Raw genomic sequence first — 22,995 nt, forward strand, 5'->3', positions numbered from 1 at the left:
GGAACAGTCGAACCGGTGTTTGGCAGCTTAACACAATATTATGGGCTCAACAAGATTCCGGTACTCGGAATCGATGGGGCCCACAAGACGATGCTAATGGCGGCAATTGCCTTTAATATTAAAAAATACATGAAGTGTCACCCTAAGAAGGTAGCTGAAATGGCCCTTCATAAGGCTAAGAATTACCTCTCAGATCAATTGGACAGATTTATCTATCTTTTAGAGGCAGAATTTGTTTTTTCACTCGGATGATCCGACCCTGAACCAGCGTAAGAAGTTTGATCCGCAGTTGTGCAACAGCCACCGAGGTTTTGTGAGACATTTGTATAACAAGATTTTGTACATATGTCCAACTAGGTGGACAGCCTGGGCACTTTCCCTTTATGATCAAAAGTACTTGTACAATAAAAAGCCTACTTAACCGAAATAATGTTAAGAGTTGGAACATGAGCGCTTTGTGGGATTTTTGAAAGCTAACGATGGAAGTATTGAATGCTTTGTACTTCTACGAATTACTCATTTTTCAATGGATTCGCACCGTTTCCACGATTTTGGGATTAAAATAGGAAAGGGTTACCCGCCTTTCCCGCCTTATAGCCCTGCTTACCTTACTCCAAACAAAACGGACAGTAACTGCGACTGAGCTGGCAATTCGCTTTTTAGTAAGCACCCGCACGATTTAACGTGACATCAGAACCTTGGAAAGCGCGGAAATCCCGATTGTAACCCAGGAAGGAAAAGGGTATGCAATGCTAGAAGGACCTTCCGCCCGGTATGTTCACGCGCCAGGAAGCAACTGCACTTCTTACCGCCGAAAAATTAGCTACCCGGCTTACTGATGCTGCAACCGCCCAACTAACCGGTGCTGCAATGGATAAACTGCGGGCAGCGCTTGGGCATTCAGACCGTGACAACCTGGAAACAGTAGCTCCTTCAATACAAGTTATGGAACCAGCCAGTGCGTCCGAACGACCAGATACATATCAGCAATTGGTTACCTCTGTCACAGCTCCCGGGTTGTGTGCATGGGCTACCAGGCGGCCGAAACCGTAGAGCCTTCGGTTCGTGAAATCGAACCCATTGGTTTATATTCCAGCCAGCATTGGCATGTAGTAGCCTATTGCCGCCTACGGCGGGCATTTCGAAAGTTTCACTTGGACAATATCAGCAGCCTGGCACTATTGGATGAGCTGTTTACGACGCGTCCGGAAACATTGCAGCAATACTGGGCTGACGAAGCTAAAAGAATTGATGAAGAAAAAGTAGTGATTCACTTTACCCCTTCGTCGCTGCTGCCAGCCCAGGTCCAGCACCTTCATGATACGAAGCATCAATATGGCTGGGTTCATGAACAACATCTACCCGATGGAAGGCTGGAACTTCTGTTTCTGATAGGCTCGCTTCCTTATCTTGCAGCATGGCTTTTGCCTTACGTAGTTGCCATTGAAATTGTAGACCCCCTTTATTGCGAAATCATTTATCAAAGCTCGCACAACGTGCCTATGATTTCTGTTGTTCAAAATGAGTCATAGGTAGGTCCAAAGCCGTCGGCGAAATAGATTTGATTTTAAGAATTGCAGTATAAGCTTTATCAACTATCATATTAAACGGTTTTTTAAGAGATATTTAGAATCAGGGGTTACTACTCAATGCTGTGGCATTCGAACAGAATTGGGGCGGTTAGCGGGCAGTCTGCTTTATAAATTGTAAGGCCCGGTCCATAATTTCGTCTCGCCGGGCCAGCTCCCCTTGAATTGTCAATGAAACCGGAATGTCGATCTTAACGCCTAGTCGTTGATTGGGCGTTCCGTCCGGGTAGTAAACTGCGTAACCTGAATACTTGGCAGAATATCCACCGGCCATCAGTATTGTGTTGGAAACGCCGTTAGCGCCGATGGTGGGGATCCCAATTGTGACCGGATCAAGCAGTTTTTGCCAGGCCATAATATTTGTCTCTGCCTGACTGGCATTCTGCCCGCACAGTAAAATAAACTTCTTATCATTTTTTACAGGAAAAAACCTGGCTAAAGGTGTCACGGTTTCAGCTTCTAACGTGACCGCATTTCTGGCAAATTCCGGATGTGTTATCTCAGGAAAACTGTTGATACAAACCGTATCCATTTTTGTCATGAAGGGGGCGGCAATCGTTTGGACAATCGCTTCATCGCGGGGATAGCCCCTGGCGTCTAGGATTATATATTTGTATTTCTTCAAAGCCTGCCACATACTATCCACCTGATTACTATAAATGCTGTTCAACCGGACGTAGCCTGTGCTGTCATTAATGCTTCGCCAAAATGGCTTAGGCACCGGCGGGTAGTAGACATCTAGCATGGATTGCCAATAAACATCCTTGCTGACCGGTTTTAATCGAACCACTCCCTGGCTGCTGTCCTGATGGCGGACCAATACTGTAAATGGCTGATCTCCGGAACGGCTCAGCAGTGGAACCTTGTGTAGGAGGTGCCGAAAGCTGAGTTCGTTGGAACTACCGGCATATTGGCCCCACCGTCGGATCAAAGTGTCAATAGGCGTACTATCAATGGCCAGAAGTTCGTCTCCAATCCTGAGCCTGCCTGTTTGTCTTTCTGTCTTCTCGTCCGAAAGCAACTTAACTATGATGGTTTTTCCTTCAATATACTTCACGCACATCGGAGCAAAGTAGTCAGTGATCCCGGGCGGAGGAAGAATGCCATACTGATAAAGCACTTCTGCATGACCGTCGTTTAACTGGGCGCTAAGCTCCCGTAATAGCCAAAAGTAACTTTTGTAATCTTTGGCAAAGAGAAACCGTGGAACAAAATAGGGAAGCTTATCTTGCCAGTCACCTTTTAGCAAGTGTTTATTTGGACAGAAGTAATGGATCACATTCCAAAAATTAAATAAGGCCAGCAGACGGACCTTTTGCTGCGGATACAAACTATCTGCATAAGCCTGCTGTGGTAACCGGATGTAAACAGTATTCTCAACAGGCTTTTTTGGGCGAGTTATATTGGTTTTAAAAAGGTTGGTAGCTAATTCAATCAATTCATCAGTTGTAGGCTGTTTGGCCGAAATCATCACCCGGTCTGGGCCTGATCCCAGCGTGCCATCCTCGTAGATCTGTTCTCCAACTTTTACATTGACCTTTATCTCGTCTGCCAGCGGCATTGTATAATAACTACCCTGCAGATATTCCGGAACAGGACCGTCGAAAACCAGGTAGCATGCACCCCTGTTTCTAAGGGCCAATAAAGCTTTCAAAGTGTTAGCGTTATCGTATCGATTAACCAGGAAGCAAATCCGTTTAGTGCGCAAGTGGGGTTTGCCAGTAGCCAGGTAGGCTCCCTGAGAGGTATTTTTAAGCCCAAATCGTTCCTGGTACCAATAATTAGGATCTCCTTCACGGGCTGCCGCAGGAATAATATCCAGGTCATCGGGAAAATCCTGCCGTAAAAAAGCATGATAATAAGCGGTGCGGGTGGTAGGCAGAAGAAGCATTTGATCAACTAAACCCGAAAGCAGTGGCCGGACAAAAGACGTGTATTGCCGCAAGCCAGCAGAATGGTCATCCGATCGGTTTCGAAGGTCGATAATCATTAATTTACTTTTACTCATCATATCTTGCAGGGAAGAATCCATTGAAAAAGAAGCTGTTATGCTTTCTTGGGGGAAGGACAAATAAGAAACATTAGCAGCTGGCTTCCTGATTGGTTTTCCTACACTTACGCCCATTTGCTGTAATGGTCCAGCAGACCGCTTAATCTGAGAAGTAGAATCATGTAACATGGCGAGCATCTTATTGATGGTGGCCACAAAATTCTCGTGCGAAGGATTTTTTAATAAGGGCTCAATAGTAGTTAATAGCAATTGATCTGCGTTAAGCTTGCCCTTCATAAGTGCAGGGTGAAAGTACTTGAGCGCTCCCCAAAGCTGGCCAACGCTTGCTATTCGCTTGATAGCTGATTGATTCCATGTAATTGTGTCAAAAGGATCAAACATCTGAGCCTCGATGGGAATTGGAGATTGGGCGCTCGTGGATATGGCCAGCGTAATTGTGGCCAAAAGCAAGAAAAGTCGACGGTTCATGGGCACGTATTGGATTGCGATTAGCTACAAACATACCCGGCTGGAAAGTATCAAAATTGTAAAAATCGTGCAGATCAGCGGGATGGGATCCAGATAAGCTCGCTTTGCTCAACGAAGAACCTGCATTTTAGCTGCTTTGGAGTAAAACCAGTGAATTGTTTGAGATCTTTAATGTAATGGGCCTGATCGTAATAATCATGTTTGTAGGCTAGTTCCGTCAATTTGCCTTCTGGACGCTGGGCTAAGGCTGAAAGCGCGTGACGAAACCGGATGGTCTGACAAAAAGCCTTTGGACTTTGGCCAATGTGATCTAAAAACAGCCGATATAATGTTGACTCATTCACGTTAAGTGAAGTTGCTAAATGATTTACAGTCAACGGATCTGTGTTTTGCTCAATAAGCCTGAGCGACGTTTGTAGAAGTGAGTTGCTTTTGCCGGACAGAAGCCTGGAAAGTAGGAACTGTTCCAACAAATTAGCTCGCGTAACTGGTGCATCGCTCGAAAAGAGCAAATCGATAAGCCTAATTACTTTACCTGGAAACAAATCTTCTAGCACTTCATTTGATTGCCAGAGATCTGAAAAACCTTCATGGGTAAAGCTACGAAGCCCCCCTGGTTTAAACAGGATACAAATCTGATCAATTGTCCCATCAATAGAAACTGAAAATGGCAGCCTGTGAAATCCGTATAAGCGGCTGTTAACCTTGCCATTGCCTTTGCTTACTTTGCAGTGATTTGTTGAACCATTCACGTTATATATAACCTGATTGTTTCTGTAAATTGCCAGGCAAACGTTTGTGTTTGGGAAAGTAGTATATGCAAAGGATTGGCGCGTATGTTCTTTAAAAAACAAAAATGATTGTATGTGCCGCCTGAGCAAAGGATGCCTAACTGGGAGAATCACAGTGTCCATAAATCGAAAATCTGACAAATTTAAAGATAGTAGATAGATACCAGATGGTGAGCAACGAAAACTGACCGGTGTCCCATTGGTCCAGGTTTGCAAAAAGCACTAATTTTTCTGTTATTTCGACACCTATGGCAATTCTCTGTTGCATAAATATATGAGATATATTACAGACACCTTCCTACTTACCTTGTCATGAAAATTTAAAATAAGACACACTTAAATGAACATAACCAGAATTTATGAGAAAACAGAACAGTAACCCGTTTATTCTTGCTCTTAAAGCACGCAATCTCACTGTCGAAATCCATCATGATTCTGCATATCAAATTGTCTTATCGAACGATACCCCAGTTAACTCGACAATTAGCGGGACACTTTATGCGCGTATTCACGGTTTTTTGATAAAACCGCATGTTCCCCATTTTTGTGTTGCCGAAAAAGGAACATTGAATGTGTTGAATATAGAACCCTATTCGAATATTGGTTTGGAACTGGCAGGCAGATTCAAAGAAAACCAGGATTACGTCGTTTTTGACTCACCATCTGAAACAAATTCGTTCTTTCAGACGCCGGAAGATAGTTTGGATGCGGGCAAGATCGTTGATGCCATGCTCATTAAATTGACTTCCATCGATTATGACGAAAGGGTTACCAAAATAGTTGAATATATCAAGGCCAACTATTCTGAGCAGAACATTACCCCCCAAACATTCGCCGATATCGTTTTTCTTTCCCCATCCCGTTTGGCCTCGCTCTTCAAAAAACAAACCGGAAGCAGCTTATCTAAGTATTTATTATGGACACGATTACGCCAGGCCATCTACATTACACTATCCGACAAGGACAGAAGCTTAACTGACATTGCCTACGACACGGGCTTTTACGACCTTCCACAACCCAATAAGTATATGTACAAAATGTTTGGAATGCCTCCCAAGGCCTTAAAGCATAATAGTGACCTGATTGAGATTTACTAGTCCTGCTTTTTCTTTATACACTCTAGTACAAAGACACTTTACCAAGACACCTTACGTAGAACAGTGATCTGATACAAGTTTAGGCGTATGCCTGGATGCAACTTTGTGATATCATTTAAACATGCATATCATGAAAGCAATCGTATATCAAGAGTTTGGAACCTCAGACGTGTTGCAAACCGTAGAACAGCCAAAACCAACTATTAAGGAAGATCAGGTGCTGGTTAAAGTAAAGGCATTTTCCATCAATCCGATGGATTGGAAAATCCGAAAAGGGGAAATGACATTGATGTCCGGCTCGAAATTCCCAAAGTACACAGGCGCTGATTTCGCTGGCATCGTTGAAGATATCGGGTATTCTGTAAGTGGCATTGCAGTAGGCGATGAGGTTTTCGGCGTGGTAAAAAATATGATGAAAGAAGGTGTTTCGGCCGAATATGTTGCTGTTACGTCCTCGCTGATCTGGAAAAAACCTGTTGATATCAGCTTTGCCCAGGCAGCTTCTATTCCCGTGGTGGGCACGGCAGCGGTTACCGCATTGGAGAAAATGGGTGATATCCATGCGCAAACTAACATATTGATCAATGGAGCGACCGGCGGTTTTGGTATGTTCTTACTTCAATTGTTAAAACAAAAAGGCGCTAACATAACAGCTGTTACAAGCAGCAAGGGAACAGAGTTTGCAAAAAAATGGGGAGCGAGCTCCGTAATAGATTATGCAAAAGAAGACGTGCTTTCCCGGAAAGCCACTTACGATATCGTCATTGATCTGTCAGGCAAAATGGGCTACGACAATGCCAAGCAAATCATGAAGTCGAAAGCGCTTTTCTTAAACCCCACGCCCAAGCCAATCGAAATTCCATTGTCATTCATCAAAAACTTATTTACGTCCCAAAAGCACATTATAGTGCTTGCCAGCCCATCTGATAAGTACACAGATGTTTTGCTAGATGCGGTGAGAAATGGGGTAGATATTGAAGTCAACAAAATATTTCCATTTGCCAACTACAAGGAAGCATATCAATATGCTGAGCAAGGCGGCTACATTGGAAAGGTTGTAGTAGAAGTCAACTAAAAGCGCTGCCAGTGAATGCTTAGGCTATTTCTTAAATACTTTCAATAACAGTTAATTATCAGAAATCATGTTAACAAAAATAGATAATACCATCAAATATGGTAAACAGCATGGTGGCTTTGGAATACAGATTCTGTATCCCGGACTCATCCGTCCCCAGTTAGACGACAGTGGTTTTTATACGATTGGACGGATTGATCATGCCAGGATCACACCGGGAACGCTAATTCCAATGCATCCCCACAAGGATGATGAAATTCTCACTTATCTGAGAAGTGGCAGCGTGAAACACCTTGACTCTGAGGGTTACACAGACATCATCTCCAATCAAAGATTGATGATGATGAACGCAGGAGCAAACTTTTATCATCAGGAAAAGGTGTTAGAAGAAGGTGGCACCTTAGAGGGGCTGCAAATTTTTATCAGGCCGGAAACGCCTGGTCTTTCCCCAATGGTTCAATTCTCCCAGTTGCAGGATACGTATAGCAATAACCGTTGGAGGGAAATAGCAGGTAAAGGCAATGATTACCCGCTTCAAATCAGAAGTAATACGTGGCTAATGGATCTGCGCCTTGAAAAGGGACATGAAATTGTACTTCCCCAGGCGCCATCTGAAAGTTGCACCTTTCTGTTCTATGTATTTGATGGAAAAATAAACGTGGATGAAACCATAGCCCTAACCACAGGAGAAAGTGTGTTGATTGAAATGGAAAGCCCAACATTTCAGGCTGTTGAAACAAGTGATGTTGTACTGTTCATCACGCAGACAAACGCACCTCATTTTGATGGTGGAATGTATAGCGGCAATCTCCACAGATGAGCTGCCGAGAATTAAAACCAGAACAGTGATCTGATACAAGTTTTAATTTCCGGATCACAAGACCTTTGCATAGTAATTAATCAACAGAAATTTAGAAATAGAAAAAATGAAAACGAAAATAATAGTACTCGGAGCCACAGGGACAGTGGGTAGCAAAATTTCAGAAATTCTTTTGAACCAGGGGCATCAGGTAACATTAATCGCAAGGCACACCGAAAAGCTAGAAAAATACCGCAGTCTGGGAGCGGAAATTATTGCAGGGGATATCACCAATGTGCAGACGCTGACCAGTGCCTTCCAAAATGCCGATAGTGCTTTTGTGCTGTTACCAGACAATGTTAAGGCTGAGAATACAAGAGCTTACCAGAGACAGGTTACGCGCATCTTAATCGAAGCAATCGAAAAGTCGGGCCTCAAATACATCGTCAATATGAGCAGTCTTGGATCACATATGCATGAAGGAAATGGTATGATGGCAGGGACTGGTGAACAGGAAGTGAGGCTAAACCAATTGAAGGATGTCAATGTGTTGCATATCCGCTCTGCCTATTTTATGGAAAACTTCCTTAGGACAATAGGTTTGGTTAAAAAAATGGGGTTCAACGCTACGGCAGCAGATGGGGACCATGCCATACCAATGGTAGCCACAGCAGATGTTGCAAAAATCGCAGCGTCGCATTTGGCAAACCTTGACTTTAACGGTAAAAGTGTCCGAGCCATCATGGGGCCAAGAGACTATACATATCGAGAGTTTACCAGCATCATTGGTAAGGCGATTGGTAATCCTGACCTAGCATATGTTCAGCTACCCGTCGAGCAGGTAAAGCAAGCATTCTTAGGCAACGGTGTTTCTGAAGATTTTGCAAACAACCTGATCGAAATGGGAACCGCCATCAAAACCGGGTTTATGAATTATCAAAAAAGAGACGATTCGGCAACCACGCCCACAACAGCGGAAGCTTTTGTAGATGGGTTTATTTGCCACTTTACAACAAGCAATAAAATCAAACATTAGCTATTCAAAAGCTTAAATACTTCACTATTAACGTGAAGGGCCATTAAATCAATCATAAAATTACTAAAATGAAATCAGCATTAATTACAGGAGCCAATAAGGGTATTGGCCTGGAAACAGCAAGGCAATTATTGCAAAATGGCTTTCAAGTGTATCTGGCAAGCCGTGATTTACAGAGCGGATTGGATGCCGTTAAAATATTGAAGTCAGAGGGACTTACCGATGTGCAAGCCGTGCAACTGGATGTAACAGATGAAAGTTCGGTAAAGGCTGCCCGCCAGGAAATTGGCGAAAAAACCAATGTCCTGGATGTTCTCATCAACAATGCGGGGATCAATGGTGGAAAGCCACCTTATACGGCGCTTGAAGCAAGTTCGGACCAATTTCTAGCGGCCTTCAATACCAATGTAATCGGCGTAGCAAGAGTTACAGCGGCGTTTATTGATTTACTGCGGAGATCGTCCCAGCCCAGAATTGTCAATGTAAGTACGAGCGTGGGTTCACTATCGCTTCAAAGCAATCCGGGCTGGCCAATTTATAACTACGCCAAATATGCGGTCTATGCATCTTCAAAAGCGGCTCTGAATATGTATACCATTCAATTAGCTTACCAGCTGCAAGGCACTCCCTTCAAAGTAAATGCAGTTTGTCCGGGCTATACAAGGACTGAATTTACCGGTAACAATGGAGGAGATGTTGAAGATGCCGGGCGACGTATAGTGACATACGCATTGATTGACCAAGACGGACCTACAGGTAAATTTTTTAGTGAAGAAACCAATCCTGAAACCGGTGAAATCCCATGGTAACAAAGCCATGAAGGATCGGTGATTACTGATCACCTATCCAAAAGTTCATCCTTCTTCATACAGAGATCTTTGCATCATAAGAATGTGACAATAAATTAATCAATATTATGAAATTATTAGAAAAGACACAGCTAGGAAATTTAGCTTTAAAAAACAAAATGGCCATGTCTGCTATGACGAGAAGCCGCGCGGATCAGAACGGAATTGTAGGTGATATGACCGTTCAATATTATACGCAAAGAGTGAGTGCCGGTCTGCTATTTACCGAAGCTATCAGAATAAGTCAGGACGCAACTGGCAGCCCGCTTACACCTGGCATTTACAGTAGCGATCAAATCGAGGCCTGGGGAAAAGTTACAAAGTCTGTGCACGATCATGGAGGCGTCATCATAGCCCAGCTCTGGCACACAGGTCGCGTAGGGCACTCCATCGACAGGAATGGCAAATTACCCCTAGCGCCATCTGCATTGCCTATACAAGGCATGCAACATTTCACCTCACAGGGTTTGAAGGATTATGAAACCCCTCAAGAAATTACCATTGATCAAATCAGGCAAACAATAAAGGATTACGGGCAAGCCGCTAAAAATGCAATGCAGGCAGGTTTCGATGGAGTGGAGCTTCATGCAGCCAATGGTTATTTGCCAAGCCAGTTTCTGGCAGAAAGTGCAAACCAGAGAACGGACCAGTACGGTGGAAGCATTCCTAACAAAGTCCGTTTCGTGCTGGAAGTAATGCAGGAATTGATTAGTGCAGTTGGTGGCGATAAGGTAGGGATTAAAATTTCGCCTTTTCATCCCTACGGCAATATGGTTTTGGATGATCCTGCCAGCACATACACTCATCTGATTGAAGAGCTTAACAAATTAGATTTTGCCTATGTCGAACTGATGAGGCGCAGTCCGTACTTCCCTTCGCCTGCCCACTATCCGGCGGATGATGAAATAGAATTGTTCGGCCGCATGATACAACAGACCGTGATTGCGAATGCCGGTTACGACAAAGCTTCCGGTGAAGCAGAACTTGAAAACGGGATCGCTCAACTGATCTCATTCGGTACAATTTTCCTGGCAAACCCTGACTTGCCCAGACGATTTGAAAAAAGTGCAGCGCTCAATGAACTAGACAGGGCAACGATGTTCGGAGGCGGTGCCGCAGGTTATATAGACTATCCTTCTTTGACTCTTAATCAAGCTTAAAGTGATTTCATTTAAAATTGACAACATCAGAAACCACTCAGGCCACATTCATTTTAAAAATAAAACTAACAAGCAATTATCATGAGCAATAGAAAAATCGCACTAGTCACAGGCGGAAGCCGTGGATTAGGCAGGGACATGGCAATCAGTATTGCCAAAAAAGGAATCGATATTGTGCTCACTTACAACAGCAATGAAACTGCAGCAAATGAGGTGGTGAACGAAATTGCCTCCATGGGACAAACAGCACAAGCATTTCAGTTAGACACAAGCAATATTAAAAACTTTGCCAATTTTGTTGAAAAGCTTTCCAGTTATCTAGGCCGGCAGTTTGGAAAAACAACTTTTGATTTTTTGGTAAACAATGCAGGGACAGGACTTTTTGGAAGTGTGGCCGAAACTACTGAGGAGGCATTTGACAGCATGATGAACATCCATTTCAAAGGCGTTTATTTTTTCACACAAAAAATGTTGCCATTGATAAATGACGGGGGCAGCATTATCAATATTTCATCAGGGGTTACAAGAACTACATTTCCAAATTTATCAGCTTATGCCAGCATGAAGGGAGCTATCGAAATTTATACAAAAAGTCTGGCAAAAGAATTAGGGGTAAGAAAAATTTCCGCCAATGTAGTTGCTCCTGGTGCTATTGCTACCGACTTTGGTGGTGGTGCAAGCAAAAATGACGATGACAAAAGAAAAGCAATTGCAGGTATTACTGCCTTGGGCAGAGTAGGTGAGCCGGAGGATATTGGAGGTGTTGTTGCGTTTCTATGCACACCAGAAGCAGGTTGGCTAAACGGACAAAGGATAGAGCTTTCAGGCGGAATGATGATTTAAATCACAAAGCCCGTTTTCTTTAATGATTTTCACAGTAAGGTCGGCAACTAATAAAGTTGCCTAACCTTACTGTGAAAATTTGCCATAACGTTAGTTGGCTGACTCCGGGTAATCGATATATCCTTGCTCCCCAGGTGTGTAAAGGGTCATATAGTCCACCTCATTGAGGGCGGCTTTTTTTTCCATTTTCCTCATGAAGTCAGGGTTAGCTAAAAAGCTTCTTCCGAATGCTACCAGATCGGCCGATGCGTCCTGAAGTTTTTCTTCCGCAGTTTCAGGTGTTAGGCCGTTACAGTAGATCAGTGTATTAGAAAAGTTGCTGCGGATTGCTGCGTGCGTTTTCTGTGGGATACCTGGATTATTGGAAACATGAATGTAGGCAACGCTGAGGCGGTTTAATTCGGTGGCCAGGTAAGTGTAGGTCTCATGCACGTCTTCTTCATTGTAAACGGGCATGTCGCTCAATGTTGAATAGGGCGAGATACGCAGCCCTACCTTTTCGGCACCAATTATATCAGCAATCCTTTCAACGATTTGCAAGGTCAGGCGGCTGCGGTTCTCTATACTGCCGCCAAAATCGTCTGAACGATTATTGACATGAGGGTTTAGCGATTGCTCGAGAATGTATCCGTTAGCGCCATGCAGTTCAACGCCGTCAAATCCAGCTTTCATAGCGTTTAAAGCAGCCTTCTCAAAGTCGTTAATTAGGTTTTCAATAGCCGATGCATCGAGAGGCACAGGCACTGAATGCTGCTGAGGGCCCTCAGTGTCGGTGAAGATTTCTCCGGCTGCCCTAATATCTGACAGGCCCACCGGATGGTATCCCTCGGGTAGATTATCAACATGTGCAATCCTTCCTGTATGCATCAATTGCAGGAATATCTTTGAACCACCAGCATGTACAGCAGCTGTAACTGCTTTCCAGCCTTCAACCTGTTCATCAGAAAAAACACCTGGTATACGCGGATATCCTAATCCTTCTGGGCTGGGCGAGGTGCCCTCGGTAACGATCAGCCCTGCACCTGAGCGTTGCTTATAGTAGGTGGCCATCAGCTCGTTGGGTAAATTATTTATCGCCCGGCTCCTGGTCATTGGGGCCATTACGACATGATTTTTTAACCGGAATGTGCCCTTTTCGAAAGGGACAAATAGCTTTTTCATTGGAAGTGTTTTAATTTTTGCACCACAAAGTTGCATCATCTTTAAATCCACAAATAGCGCGAAAAGTCATAAAAACAGTCCGAAAAGACATGGCAACTTTACGGAGCTGTACTTACTTTAATAGATACACTTGTTGCGGGGGTTACGTATTTAACTAAGTAGCGAGCTGTTTGTCCTATGGAGCTGATTTAATGTCTTGTTGGGATATTTTTAAGATAGTCGCTTGCTGAACTTTGCTAAAACTCAAATTTTTTTAAATGGAAAACGAAAAAAAAGCTCCGATTGCCCGTGGTCCCCAAGAAGGCAGCAGTGTTTCAGTCATGGGCGGCACTTACAGGACACTGATTAGCGGAAAAGACACCCATGGTGCATTTGCTGCTATTGATATGCTCATACCACCCGGCAGCGGTCCTGGGCCACATGCGCATCCCGATTTTGAGGAGTGCTTTTATGTGATCGACGGAGAAGTCGAGGTGAAGTCAGAGATGGGCACTTATGTTGCAGTTAAGGGTTCATACATTAATATCCCCAAAGGCGGTGTAGTCCATAGCTTTAAAAATAAAACTGAAAATACTGCGCGCCTGCTGTGCACCGTGATACCTGCTGGGCTGGATCAGTTCTTTGAAGAGGTCGGCCAGCCCGTCGAGAATGGCCAATTTCTGCCCATGCCAACTATTGATAAGGCTTATGTCCAATATTTACAGGAGGTTGCGCAGCGGTATGGACAGCAAGTGTTTGCGCCTGACTTTCTTGGATGAGTTACTGGATTTGTGTAGAAAAAATAAAACAATTACATTTACGTAACCAATTACGTAATTGATTGTTTTAAATATGGAATTTTTTGAAAAAGCTGGTGCCATGGCGATCGGGAGCCGTTTAAGGGTGCTGACAGATCGGATAACAGATGATGCATCTGACATTTATAAGTTATATGATATCGATTTGCACCCTAAATGGTTTCCTGTATTCTATGTTTTATCGACAGGGGAGGAAAAGACAATAACAGGCATTGCACAGGAAATCGGGCACTCTCATCCTTCGGTGAGTAAGATCATCAGCGAGATGACAATGAGTGGGCTGATTCAGGAAAGAAAGGATGACTTGGACGGCAGACGGAACATGGTGAGCCTTTCGGAGAAGGGTCGGAGCTATTTGGAACGGATTCAGTTTCAATATAAGGATGTTGAAAATGCAATCCACGGTATAACAGCACAGGGCACCCATAACCTTTGGAAAGCAGTTGAGGAATGGGAGTTTTTACTCATGCAGAAATCTTTACTGCGAAGGGTGACCGAGCAAAAGAAGGCCAGGGAAAGTAATGACGTCCAAATCGTAAACTATGAGCCTAAGTATGCTCAGGCTTTCAAAGCGTTGAATGAGCAGTGGATTTCCTCCTATTTTGAGATGGAGGAAGCGGACTATAAATCTTTGAATGACCCGGAAGGCTATATACTTGAAAATGGCGGTTTGATCCTGGTCGCATTGTATCATAACCAGCCCGTCGGCGTTTGCGCTTTGATTAAAATGAATGACGGTGAATATGACTTAGAACTTGCAAAAATGGCGGTTTCTCCTGCTGCCCAGGGCAAAAATATTGGTTGGCTGTTGGGCAATGCCGCGTTAGACCGGGCAAGTGAAATGAATGCAAAGAAGGTCTATCTTGAAAGCAATACCATACTTAAACCGGCCATTAATCTCTATCACAAGCTTGGTTTTCAGAAAATTGCAGGTCAACCAACACCCTATGAACGATGCAACATCCAAATGGCTGTTGATATCAGCAGCCGTAATCCATCTAAGAACTAATATTTAAGATATGTATGAACATAAAATGGCAGTGGTCATTCTGAGCGATTTGCTTGACTGGCAAAAGCTGAATGTTACTGCTTTCCTGGCGAGCTCGGTCGCTATCGCCTTGCCACAAACACATGGCGCACCACTTGTCAGTGCATCGGGAACGGCTTATCTGCCATTCCTAAAGCATCCGATACTAATTTATGAAGCTGAAACTGGCGAGCAATTAAGGCGCGCCTTCAACAGGGCCTCAGATCGCGGATTATCTATCGGAATCTACACCAGGGAGTTATTTACAACAAAAAATGAAAATGAGAACGTTGTTGAGATTGCCAAATTCTCAGATACAGCATTGAATCTGGTCGGGATCATATTGTATGGTGCAAGCAAGGAGGTAGACAAAGCAACTGATAAGTTAAGATTCCATCGTTGAAAACCTCGTTTTGTCAAAGTTACTCAGGAAAGCAAGCCAAGACTGATCGGGTTTTATTCCGCTGAGCATGCACCACTTGGAACGGTCGGCATGTTCAGTGAAATAAAGTCAAATTTAAAGAATGGTTTCAATCAGGATAATTTCTGAACTGTCTGATTGAGATTTGATGCTGAGCAGCTTCACTGATAAAAACAGTATCCTCCTTCTGCACTTCAATGTCATTAATAGTAAGCTCTCCTCGAAGTACATAAGCCAACACCCCGTTTCCAGGGTTATTTATTTGATAGCTGTGGGGACTATGATTTGGTATATTTATCTGGTACATCCAAACATCCTGTTGGATGGTTAATGAATCCTGGGCCCCATTTGGAGAAACCATTAGTTTTTCTTGTAAACCATCAAATCCGTGTCCTGATTTTAGGACCTGCACCGAAGGCATCAGGTCTAACTGGGCAGGTGCTACCCATATCTGCAAATGCCGGGCATTTTCTGAATCCGAAACATTGCCGCCTTCATGTTGCAGCCCTTTACCGCTGCTGATTAATTGCACATCGCCAGCACGGTATTCTTCGCGCGCGCCAAGGGTATCCCGATGTGATTCTGTGCCGGAAATCATCAGTGTGATAATTTCTACGTTCTTGTGCGGGTGCATGCCCAGGTGGCTTTTTGGGAATAGGACATCATCGTTAAAGACATAAAGTGCGCCGAAACTTTGAGGTAGCTTAGAGCTGGACATTCCGTTGCTGAACAACGTCCGGCCTTCAAATACTGCATTCTGTATCTGACCACGGTCGGTTGATTTCAATATTTGGGTTTTCATGATTTCTGAAAGCTTATCGTTACAATGATTACTGATAATGTCAAAGTCAAAATGAATGCAAGAACAGATTCTGCTGCTTTTTTGGGTTTGAAAAAATGATATTATCCGTTTTAAATAATATCACAATAATACGCCGAGGGTGATATACTTTTGTTATTGGTTACATTTAGTATACCGGCATCATACAGTATAGCATGGTGCAAATAAGCAAACTAGAATGCGGCCGAAATAGAATGGCTGTACGGGACACGCTCGATCTGATCGGGGGCAAATGGAAAGTTTTGATCTTATTGACCCTAAACGAGCGGCCATATCGTTTCAAAGCACTCGCACAGGAGATAGGCATTTCGCCCCGGATGCTTTCAAGGGAATTATAGGATATGGAACAAAACAAGCTCCTGGATCGCACGGTTATTGACGCCAAACCGATTGGAGTCGAGTATTCCATTACTGACTACGGGCGCACCTTCGGGCAGATCATAGAAGCCATGCGAGACTGGGGACTAAACCATCGGAAGGAAATAATTCAGTAGGGAAGCGTACAAGTTTTTTTGTCTGTCGGATTGAACTGAATTAACGTCGTTTCAGAGTATTTTTCCTGCTGGCGTATTTCCAATTTCGAATTTAAATACAAACATTTGAAATCATGGAAACAAACCAAACGCTTGAACGAAGCCAACTTAACAATCCAACTGCCAGAGTATTGGAAACTGTGAATGTTCCTATAAAGGTCGCATTCGATTTTATTCAACCGATTCCCTTAGACCTTATCTTTCCTGGATATAATGCTATTCCAGCGATCGTCAAAACGGACGAACAAGAACTTTGGATCACCGCTGGTAGATCCCGTACGGTAACTTTCGCAGACGGAAATTCGGCTTTTGAAAGTATGCTGCATGTGGATTACCCTAATTATTTTTCTTACAAGTTGGAAAACTTCTCGTCGGAAGGCTTGAACAATCTGATTGAGCGAATCGATGGGGCATGGGTGTTTATCGCCCTTGACGAAAATTCCGTGCTGATTGATTGGAAGTATGTGATCACGGCCAGGAATAATGATGCCAGGCAAATCATTCAGGAGCATCTTCTTACTGATTTTCAAGGTATGCTCGAACAGGCAATGAAAATCTGCAAAGAAAACCTGGAATCGAAAACCATGTAAAAAACGCCATAATTTTAAATAACATTAATAAATGAAGACAGCGCTGGTAACAGAAGCCAGTAATTTTTATGTAACATAGCCGGATCTTTGTCAAACCACTGACATCGGTGCTCTGACCAAGATCCGATTTTGTTGGAAAGTTATGAATGAACGGATTTTAATAGTTGAGGACGACTTTATTGTCGCCGGTGATCTTGCCAGCATGGTAGAAAATGCGGGCTATCATGTATGTGCAACAACCGACACCGTAAGATCGGCGAAAGAAGCGATTGAGAAACATCGTCCAACATGGGTCTTGCTTGACATATTTTTACAGGACGATTCACTAGGGACTGATCTGGCACCTTATCTACAGGAGAAGGGCATTGGGTTTATATACATCTCTGCAAACACAAATCAAAGTGTTCTGGAAACGGCAAAGGCAACCCAACCTTACGGTTTTTTGGTGAAGCCTTTCCGGGAAAAAGACCTGCTGCTCATGCTGGAAATAGCGCGGGGTAAACATGCCAGCATTCTTGAATTGTCAGCCCAACGCGAGTCATTCCTTCAGCAAAGCCTTTGGTCGTTAGCAGATGAATATACGCCTCACATCAATAAGCTTGACAGGACCCCGGCAGCCTTTCAGTCCGTAATACCGTTTGACCTGATGGTTTACAATTTTCACCCTTACGGACAGGATGAAGCATCTGCCGAAGCGTTTCAGAGAATCGGTTACAGCGAATATCAGGCTTTATCAGGGGTTCGAATTCAGCCTTCCGATAGTTCCGCGGAATTTAAAAGTATTGAAAATGATGGGGAAGTTGCGGCTAGTGCAAAAGTGATCCAAGGCGCTTCTTTCACTTTGACCGCTGATGTTGAATTTTCGAAGAAAAAGCAGACATTGAATGGTGATTTCCGGGCAACCTTACAGTTCGAATGCAAAAATAAAGACGGAGTGCTGCAACTCGGGTTTTTTAGCAAAAATCAGGACAGCTATGACCGTTCTCACGAAAAGCTGTTAAGCAGGTCGGAGAAGGTCATTTACCGTCTGTTCAAGCAGCTCTCTCATAAACCTTTGGATAAAAGTCCGAATGTTCCGCGCCGTGCTGTAAGTGTGCAGCCTCCCGGATCCAATATTAAGTTTGAAGGAATAGTTGGTCACAGCACCCCGTTACTTGAAGTTCTTGATCAGGTAAAACTAGTTGCAACTACAAATGTAACTGTGCTGATCTTGGGAGAAAGCGGGACAGGTAAAGAAAAAATAGCCTACAATGTTCACCTGCTTTCATCGAGAAAATCAAAGCCTTTCATAACAATCAATTGTGCAGCAATGCCGGCGGATCTGATTGAATCAGAACTTTTTGGTCACGAAAAAGGCGCTTTCACAGGCGCTAACGAAAGGCGTATAGGGAAGTTGGAAGCTGCCAACGGCGGAACAGTCTTCCTGGATGAGATCGGTGAGTTGCCGCTTGAGTCACAGGTCAAATTATTAAGATTTTTACAGGAAAAACATTTTGAACGCATAGGGAGCAGTAAAACGATCAGTGTTGATATACGCATTATCGCCGCAACGAACCGCAATCTGGAAAAAGAGGTGGGGGAAGGCCGGTTCCGACTCGATCTATTCTATCGCCTGAATGTCTATCCGGTTACGCTTCCGCCTTTGAGAGAGCGGGGAGAAGACATTTTAATACTTGCTAAACATTTTACTGAAAAGACTGCAACTGCTTTGGGAAGAAAAATCATTCCTGAATTCAGCGCACGCGTGCTAAGGCAATTGTCAGAATATCAGTGGCCAGGGAACATTCGTGAATTGGAACATTTGATGGAACGTACCCTGATCAAAACACAGGGACAAATTATTGACAGCGTAGAGCTGCCAACAGTGACTTCAGGCAAATTCCTTCCATCATTTGGAGCCGATGCCAATAAAACACTTCATCAAATCGAAATAGAACACATCTTGTCCGTGCTGAAAAGGTGCAACGGGAGGGTAAATGGTCCCGGGGGAGCCGCTGAAATTCTTGGCCTGCCGCCAAGCACACTCAACTCTAAAATGAAGAAGCTAGGAATCAAGAGAACATCCAGCTACGGGAACTGAGATTACAACTATGGTTCGGGAGCCTGTCTACACAAGTATCCAAGCTTCCCGAGAACCTTGGTATTATATGTTTAATTTGCAGATAAAAATTGTTGGATATCGTTGATTGCAGCGATCGATTCATTTGAATGAATATCCGAAAACAACCATACATGTTTTTGGCCGTTGTATTCTTTCAGTTTTGTAGTTTTTTGGATAGGCTTTATCACCTTGTAGAAATTTTTTGAATCGTCATTTAGTACTTCATCCGTTCCTACCAATAAGAATACAGGAGGAAATTTTTTGAATTTCAATTCGCTTGGATCTGCTTTTTTTAAGTCGTTCGAAGCGTACAGTTCAGCATGTTCATGCAACATATTCTTACTTAATATTGGATCAACCGATTGCTTTATCACATACGAATTGTTATTGGTTTTTAAGTCAATCCAGGGTGAAATTAATGCCAAGGTGTTTGGCAGTGGTACGTTTGACTCAATGCAGTCATGTACCAATGTTACAGACAAACCGCCTCCGGCACTATCACCTATAATTGTGATATTGAAGCTAGGGTATTTTTTCCTTAACTCGGTGTAGACTTTGAACACTTCATTTTTTGCAGCGGGATAAGGGTGTTCCGGCGCTAAGGAATATTCAATAAAGAGAATGGGTAATTTTAGGGCCCCTGCCAAATGGCTAACCATTGGCTTGTACGAGTTAATACTTCCCAATGCATATACACCGCCATGCAGGTAAATAATGATTCGTTTTTGTTCTATCATTTTCTGATTGAACCAGTAACTCTTAATTCCAGCAATGGATGATTCGGCGATTGTAATTGAAGTATCAGGCGGATAAACTTTACCCAGCGTTTCATAAAAGGCTCTTTCCTTATTGATTTTTACCATAGTGCTATCCGCAATTTTCTGCGCATTTGCTTCTGGCTGCATTAGATAGAGAATTCCAGTCAGAGCGTAGGACGTTAGTTTTGAATCTGTCATGAGCTTGAAAATTAATATGTTACACAATACATTTATTGTGTGTCAAAATTAATTCACAGCTATCACTGTCAATGGTCGAATCAGACACAAGAACAGTTCAAAACGACAAATCCATTTGGTAAAGTCAAATTGTTCAAATGGCGTTGACATTGAACGAAGCTCTAATTCTGGGACACGCTATCAAAGCCGATATTTCCGTAGTCCTTCAATTTTTTTAACGGAAATTGAATCGTTATCAGGGTGCCTTCCTTATTTTCAATGCGAAAATCGCCCCTTAGTTGGGCGCTTAACGCACGCATAATCTTGAAGCCTAATGACGATGCGCTCGTTGGGTCGATACTCTCGGGAATGCCTCTGCCATTATCGGCAATTTGAAGCATGACATGTGTGGGTGTGACATGTTTCAGGGTGATGGAAATTTCACTGCCGGTAGCATCAAATGCATATTTAATGCTATTGGTAATCGCTTCATTAAGAATAAGACCAATTGGAATTGCCTGTGCAAGTTCTATCTGGATCGGCTCAATCGACGTTGTGAATTTGATAAGTTGTGAAGACGGATTGAATGCGTCCTGTAAGTTGTTTATAAGTTCTGAAACATACGACCGTACATTAAGGCTAGCCAGGTTACTGCCATTCGAAAGTTTTAAATGAATGAGTGAAATCGCCTGAATTCGGTTTCTGCTGATCTTTATCGCCTCTAATACATCCGTTTGCCGGGAGGACGCAGACTGTTGATTAAGCAAACTTGTGATGAGTTGAAGATTATTCTTAACGCGATGATGCACTTCTTTAATCAGCCAGTCCTTTTCAGTCAGCAATGTTTCTTTTTCTTCCAAAAGTTTCCTTAGCGACACATTTTGGTCATCTATTTGGGCGCCTTGAAGTTCAAGCTTGCTATATACATATTGTTTTTTCCTGTAAGCCCAGTATGCCAGACCGGCAAGAAGCGAAACGGTTATAATACCGGCAAGGGTGATGTCTCGTTGTAAATTCGCATTCTTCACAATCATTGCCTGTGATTTTTGTCTGCCTTTCATAATCACAAGATCTTTTGCCCGCTGATCAGCCAGATATCTTGCTTTTAGATTTGCGATTTGATTTGCTGAATTGGCATTATATAATGAATCGTGGATTTGATTATAATTTTGTAAATGCCTGATACTATTTATATATTTTCCTGACGCCGAATCTATTTTATACAATGCGATCTGAATTTCACTTTCCGATAGGGGTGTTTTTACTTTCGGAGAAAGCTGTTCGAGCTTTTCAAAGTAGAGCCTCGCTTTTTGAAACTTCGCTTCGCTCATATAGAAATCTCCAATAGACTTATAATAGGTCTGCATAAATAATTGACCGTAACTTCCGAAGGCTTTCTTTTTGTCTAATTTACCAAACGTTTCTATGGTTTTTAAGAACCATTTTTCAGCTTTCACAGGATTTTGCATTGACTGGTATACCAAACCGTAGGCACAATATATATTTAACTTGTCCATATCATTTACGGCTGGCATCACCTGATCAGCAGTTGTGAGATAGCGAAGTAATCCCTGGGTTTTGCCGAGCTTAACCCGATTATCAATGACACTTAACAGCGCAATAGAGTAGTTATAGCGCGAGTTCATTTTTTTTGTAAAAGCCAACGAGCTTTCTAAATGGGGCAAAGCTTCGGCATACATTTTCAGGTCATAATACTGCCTGCCCAATGAATTGGTGGCGATAACCATCCAATAATCGTCTTTGATTGATTTGGCCGTTTTTAAAGCTTCGGAATTAAAATATAAAGCTTGTTGCGTGTTTCCCAATTTCCAATAAATATTTGCCAATTGAATTTCACAACTCACTTGTTCTTTAAGATTGTTGGATATTCTAAAAAATGAATACGCTCTGGTCATTTCCTCTAATGCCTCTTTAAGCTGACCCTGTTGCCTGTGTACCAGACTGATTTGTTTTAATGCACGGTTTTCACCCAGCTTGTCATTGATCTTTTGATATAATTGCTTTTGCCGTTCAAAACATACCAGCGCTTCCGAAAAGCTTTTTGCATGATCGATCAAGAGTTCCCCGAAATCTGCCCAGCATTCGGCCTCGCCGGCAACATCACCGGCACGGCGAAAACTACTTATCAGATTTGCGTATTGAAGATGGGCACCGGTCGTATCATACCGCCCGAGATAATTGTTCTTTGTAATCGCCCGCAGACATTTATTCTCCCATTTAAGCGAATGGATTGTTCTGGCCAGCTTTAAACCTTTGTTGTAAAATACCGCTGCGCTGTCAGTTTGTGGCTTGCCTGCCCCTTGTTTATCGGCGATGTAATTACCCAAATGAATGAGTGACTTGATCTTCAAAGAGTCAGGTTGCTCTTTGCGCAGTGCTGCTAACAATTCTTTTGTTGAATCGTTCGGAATGCTTTGAGCATTTGCCACAAAAAAGGTCAGACACAAATAGGTACAAATCCCCATCGCACGGATCACTGCCGGGATTTTCAATATGGACCTGTATTGTATTGACTCCATAAACAAACGCACCATGAGGTTGTCAGGGAACTGGATCTTGATATGCCTATGGAAGTAAATATAGAAAATGATGCTTACATGGCATTTTCAGCGGTAACAATCTTTTGTCAGCCGTGCTCTGTTTGAAGCGCTAGGGATGCGATCCCGGCGGGTTTTAGACGCTCTGACAAATAATCCGTTCGATGAATAGCGAAATAAAGTAGCGAAATATCGCTACTCAAAATTTAAAGTACTGAAAATGAATTGGTTACATATCAGGAATGGATTTACTATACATTAAAACCAATCCTGAAACAGTAATCGCACGCGATCATTTAAATGGTAGGATAAAT

The 22,995-nt window shown here is 43.1% G+C and carries 20 protein-coding genes and 1 pseudogene; 15 read left to right on the plus strand and 6 right to left on the minus strand.

All coding sequences use genetic code 11. The annotated features are described in order from the left end of the window. The coding region (locus LZD49_RS34010; protein WP_234672928.1) for a transposase at window positions 1–252 on the plus strand (252 nt) is incomplete at its 5' end. A gap of 773 nt (window positions 253–1,025) precedes the next feature. Then, window positions 1,026–1,532 carry a YafY family protein gene (locus LZD49_RS34015; protein ID WP_234672929.1) on the plus strand — a complete coding sequence of 169 codons (507 nt, stop codon included), beginning with the start codon at window positions 1,026–1,028 and terminating at the stop codon, window positions 1,530–1,532. A 148-nt stretch (window positions 1,533–1,680) separates the two neighbouring features. Here the strand turns inward: LZD49_RS34015 and LZD49_RS34020 are convergent, their stop codons facing one another. Further along, on the minus strand, window positions 1,681–4,068 hold the full coding sequence (locus LZD49_RS34020) for a S41 family peptidase (RefSeq protein ID WP_234672930.1): 2,388 nt from the start codon (window positions 4,066–4,068) through the stop codon (window positions 1,681–1,683). 74 nt (window positions 4,069–4,142) lie between these two features. Continuing rightward, window positions 4,143–4,982, minus strand: a complete 840-nt coding sequence (locus LZD49_RS34025) for a helix-turn-helix domain-containing protein (RefSeq protein ID WP_255721442.1) — start codon at window positions 4,980–4,982, stop codon at window positions 4,143–4,145. 236 nt (window positions 4,983–5,218) lie between these two features. Between LZD49_RS34025 and LZD49_RS34030 the strand changes: the two genes are divergently transcribed. The 7 genes from LZD49_RS34030 to LZD49_RS34060 all read left to right on the plus strand — a co-directional run bounded on the left by LZD49_RS34030 (window position 5,219) and on the right by LZD49_RS34060 (window position 11,717). Beyond that, the gene (locus LZD49_RS34030; protein WP_234672932.1) at window positions 5,219–5,956 is read left to right on the plus strand and encodes an AraC family transcriptional regulator; all 738 of its coding nucleotides are present in this window, start codon (window positions 5,219–5,221) and stop codon (window positions 5,954–5,956) included. A 130-nt stretch (window positions 5,957–6,086) separates the two neighbouring features. Then, window positions 6,087–7,031 (plus strand): NADP-dependent oxidoreductase, encoded by a 945-nt coding sequence (locus tag LZD49_RS34035; protein WP_234672933.1) that lies wholly within the window; start codon window positions 6,087–6,089, stop codon window positions 7,029–7,031. Window positions 7,032–7,098: 67 nt separating this feature from the next. Continuing rightward, a complete protein-coding gene (locus tag LZD49_RS34040; RefSeq protein ID WP_234672934.1) occupies window positions 7,099–7,851 on the plus strand; it encodes a pirin family protein in 753 nt (250 codons plus the stop codon). A 106-nt stretch (window positions 7,852–7,957) separates the two neighbouring features. After that, the gene (locus LZD49_RS34045; RefSeq protein ID WP_234672935.1) at window positions 7,958–8,866 is read left to right on the plus strand and encodes an NAD(P)H-binding protein; all 909 of its coding nucleotides are present in this window, start codon (window positions 7,958–7,960) and stop codon (window positions 8,864–8,866) included. Between the two features lie 68 nt (window positions 8,867–8,934). Continuing rightward, a complete protein-coding gene (locus LZD49_RS34050; RefSeq protein WP_234672936.1) occupies window positions 8,935–9,675 on the plus strand; it encodes an SDR family oxidoreductase in 741 nt (246 codons plus the stop codon). Between the two features lie 107 nt (window positions 9,676–9,782). Continuing rightward, complete coding sequence (locus tag LZD49_RS34055; RefSeq protein ID WP_234672937.1) at window positions 9,783–10,874, plus strand: alkene reductase; 1,092 nt, start codon at window positions 9,783–9,785, stop codon at window positions 10,872–10,874. An 81-nt stretch (window positions 10,875–10,955) separates the two neighbouring features. Continuing rightward, window positions 10,956–11,717 carry an SDR family oxidoreductase gene (locus tag LZD49_RS34060; RefSeq protein ID WP_234672939.1) on the plus strand — a complete coding sequence of 254 codons (762 nt, stop codon included), beginning with the start codon at window positions 10,956–10,958 and terminating at the stop codon, window positions 11,715–11,717. A gap of 90 nt (window positions 11,718–11,807) precedes the next feature. On the opposite strand, the gene LZD49_RS34065 is transcribed toward LZD49_RS34060, so the two are convergent. After that, window positions 11,808–12,878, minus strand: coding sequence for an alkene reductase (locus LZD49_RS34065; RefSeq protein ID WP_234672941.1), 1,071 nt, complete (start codon window positions 12,876–12,878; stop codon window positions 11,808–11,810). 257 nt (window positions 12,879–13,135) lie between these two features. Between LZD49_RS34065 and LZD49_RS34070 the strand changes: the two genes are divergently transcribed. The 3 genes from LZD49_RS34070 (at window position 13,136) to LZD49_RS34080 (ending at window position 15,105) form a co-directional block, all read left to right on the plus strand. After that, on the plus strand, window positions 13,136–13,636 hold the full coding sequence (locus LZD49_RS34070) for a cupin domain-containing protein (RefSeq protein ID WP_234672943.1): 501 nt from the start codon (window positions 13,136–13,138) through the stop codon (window positions 13,634–13,636). A 73-nt stretch (window positions 13,637–13,709) separates the two neighbouring features. Next, entirely contained in the window at window positions 13,710–14,684 is a 975-nt protein-coding gene (locus LZD49_RS34075) for a bifunctional helix-turn-helix transcriptional regulator/GNAT family N-acetyltransferase (protein WP_234672945.1), read from the plus strand. Between the two features lie 10 nt (window positions 14,685–14,694). Continuing rightward, a complete protein-coding gene (locus LZD49_RS34080) occupies window positions 14,695–15,105 on the plus strand; it encodes a DUF2000 domain-containing protein (RefSeq protein WP_234672947.1) in 411 nt (136 codons plus the stop codon). A gap of 127 nt (window positions 15,106–15,232) precedes the next feature. On the opposite strand, the gene LZD49_RS34085 is transcribed toward LZD49_RS34080, so the two are convergent. Beyond that, window positions 15,233–15,925 carry a pirin family protein gene (locus LZD49_RS34085; protein WP_234672949.1) on the minus strand — a complete coding sequence of 231 codons (693 nt, stop codon included), beginning with the start codon at window positions 15,923–15,925 and terminating at the stop codon, window positions 15,233–15,235. Between the two features lie 233 nt (window positions 15,926–16,158). Between LZD49_RS34085 and LZD49_RS34090 the strand changes: the two are divergent. The 3 genes and pseudogenes from LZD49_RS34090 (at window position 16,159) to LZD49_RS34100 (ending at window position 19,167) form a co-directional block, all read left to right on the plus strand. Continuing rightward, window positions 16,159–16,458 (plus strand): annotated as a pseudogene (locus tag LZD49_RS34090) (winged helix-turn-helix transcriptional regulator). A gap of 113 nt (window positions 16,459–16,571) precedes the next feature. Beyond that, a complete protein-coding gene (locus tag LZD49_RS34095) occupies window positions 16,572–17,087 on the plus strand; it encodes an SRPBCC family protein (protein ID WP_234672951.1) in 516 nt (171 codons plus the stop codon). A gap of 142 nt (window positions 17,088–17,229) precedes the next feature. Continuing rightward, window positions 17,230–19,167: a sigma 54-interacting transcriptional regulator gene (locus tag LZD49_RS34100; protein ID WP_234672953.1), complete on the plus strand. Its 1,938-nt coding sequence runs from the start codon at window positions 17,230–17,232 to the stop codon at window positions 19,165–19,167. Between the two features lie 71 nt (window positions 19,168–19,238). Here LZD49_RS34100 and LZD49_RS34105 read toward each other — a convergent pair whose 3' ends face one another. Then, window positions 19,239–20,144, minus strand: a complete 906-nt coding sequence (locus LZD49_RS34105) for an alpha/beta hydrolase fold domain-containing protein (RefSeq protein WP_234672954.1) — start codon at window positions 20,142–20,144, stop codon at window positions 19,239–19,241. A 161-nt stretch (window positions 20,145–20,305) separates the two neighbouring features. Further along, entirely contained in the window at window positions 20,306–22,636 is a 2,331-nt protein-coding gene (locus LZD49_RS34110; RefSeq protein WP_234672955.1) for a histidine kinase dimerization/phosphoacceptor domain -containing protein, read from the minus strand. Window positions 22,637–22,995 lie beyond the last annotated feature (359 nt).

It is taken from the genome of Dyadobacter sp. CY261 (assembly GCF_021440085.1).
Classification (GTDB): Bacteria; Bacteroidota; Bacteroidia; order Cytophagales; family Spirosomataceae; genus Dyadobacter.

Coding starts and splice junctions, on each gene's coding strand:
- LZD49_RS34075 (WP_234672945.1), top strand. CDS start 13,710: ATGGAATTTTTTGAAAAAGCTGGTGCCATGGCGATCGGGAGCCGTTTA.
- LZD49_RS34030 (WP_234672932.1), top strand. CDS start 5,219: ATGAGAAAACAGAACAGTAACCCGTTTATTCTTGCTCTTAAAGCACGC.
- LZD49_RS34085 (WP_234672949.1), bottom strand. CDS start 15,925: ATGAAAACCCAAATATTGAAATCAACCGACCGTGGTCAGATACAGAAT.
- LZD49_RS34035 (WP_234672933.1), top strand. CDS start 6,087: ATGAAAGCAATCGTATATCAAGAGTTTGGAACCTCAGACGTGTTGCAA.
- LZD49_RS34055 (WP_234672937.1), top strand. CDS start 9,783: ATGAAATTATTAGAAAAGACACAGCTAGGAAATTTAGCTTTAAAAAAC.
- LZD49_RS34100 (WP_234672953.1), top strand. CDS start 17,230: ATGAATGAACGGATTTTAATAGTTGAGGACGACTTTATTGTCGCCGGT.
- LZD49_RS34060 (WP_234672939.1), top strand. CDS start 10,956: ATGAGCAATAGAAAAATCGCACTAGTCACAGGCGGAAGCCGTGGATTA.
- LZD49_RS34065 (WP_234672941.1), bottom strand. CDS start 12,878: ATGAAAAAGCTATTTGTCCCTTTCGAAAAGGGCACATTCCGGTTAAAA.
- LZD49_RS34015 (WP_234672929.1), top strand. CDS start 1,026: ATGGGCTACCAGGCGGCCGAAACCGTAGAGCCTTCGGTTCGTGAAATC.
- LZD49_RS34040 (WP_234672934.1), top strand. CDS start 7,099: ATGTTAACAAAAATAGATAATACCATCAAATATGGTAAACAGCATGGT.
- LZD49_RS34080 (WP_234672947.1), top strand. CDS start 14,695: ATGTATGAACATAAAATGGCAGTGGTCATTCTGAGCGATTTGCTTGAC.
- LZD49_RS34095 (WP_234672951.1), top strand. CDS start 16,572: ATGGAAACAAACCAAACGCTTGAACGAAGCCAACTTAACAATCCAACT.
- LZD49_RS34025 (WP_255721442.1), bottom strand. CDS start 4,982: ATGGACACTGTGATTCTCCCAGTTAGGCATCCTTTGCTCAGGCGGCAC.
- LZD49_RS34070 (WP_234672943.1), top strand. CDS start 13,136: ATGGAAAACGAAAAAAAAGCTCCGATTGCCCGTGGTCCCCAAGAAGGC.
- LZD49_RS34020 (WP_234672930.1), bottom strand. CDS start 4,068: ATGAACCGTCGACTTTTCTTGCTTTTGGCCACAATTACGCTGGCCATA.
- LZD49_RS34045 (WP_234672935.1), top strand. CDS start 7,958: ATGAAAACGAAAATAATAGTACTCGGAGCCACAGGGACAGTGGGTAGC.
- LZD49_RS34105 (WP_234672954.1), bottom strand. CDS start 20,144: ATGACAGATTCAAAACTAACGTCCTACGCTCTGACTGGAATTCTCTAT.
- LZD49_RS34050 (WP_234672936.1), top strand. CDS start 8,935: ATGAAATCAGCATTAATTACAGGAGCCAATAAGGGTATTGGCCTGGAA.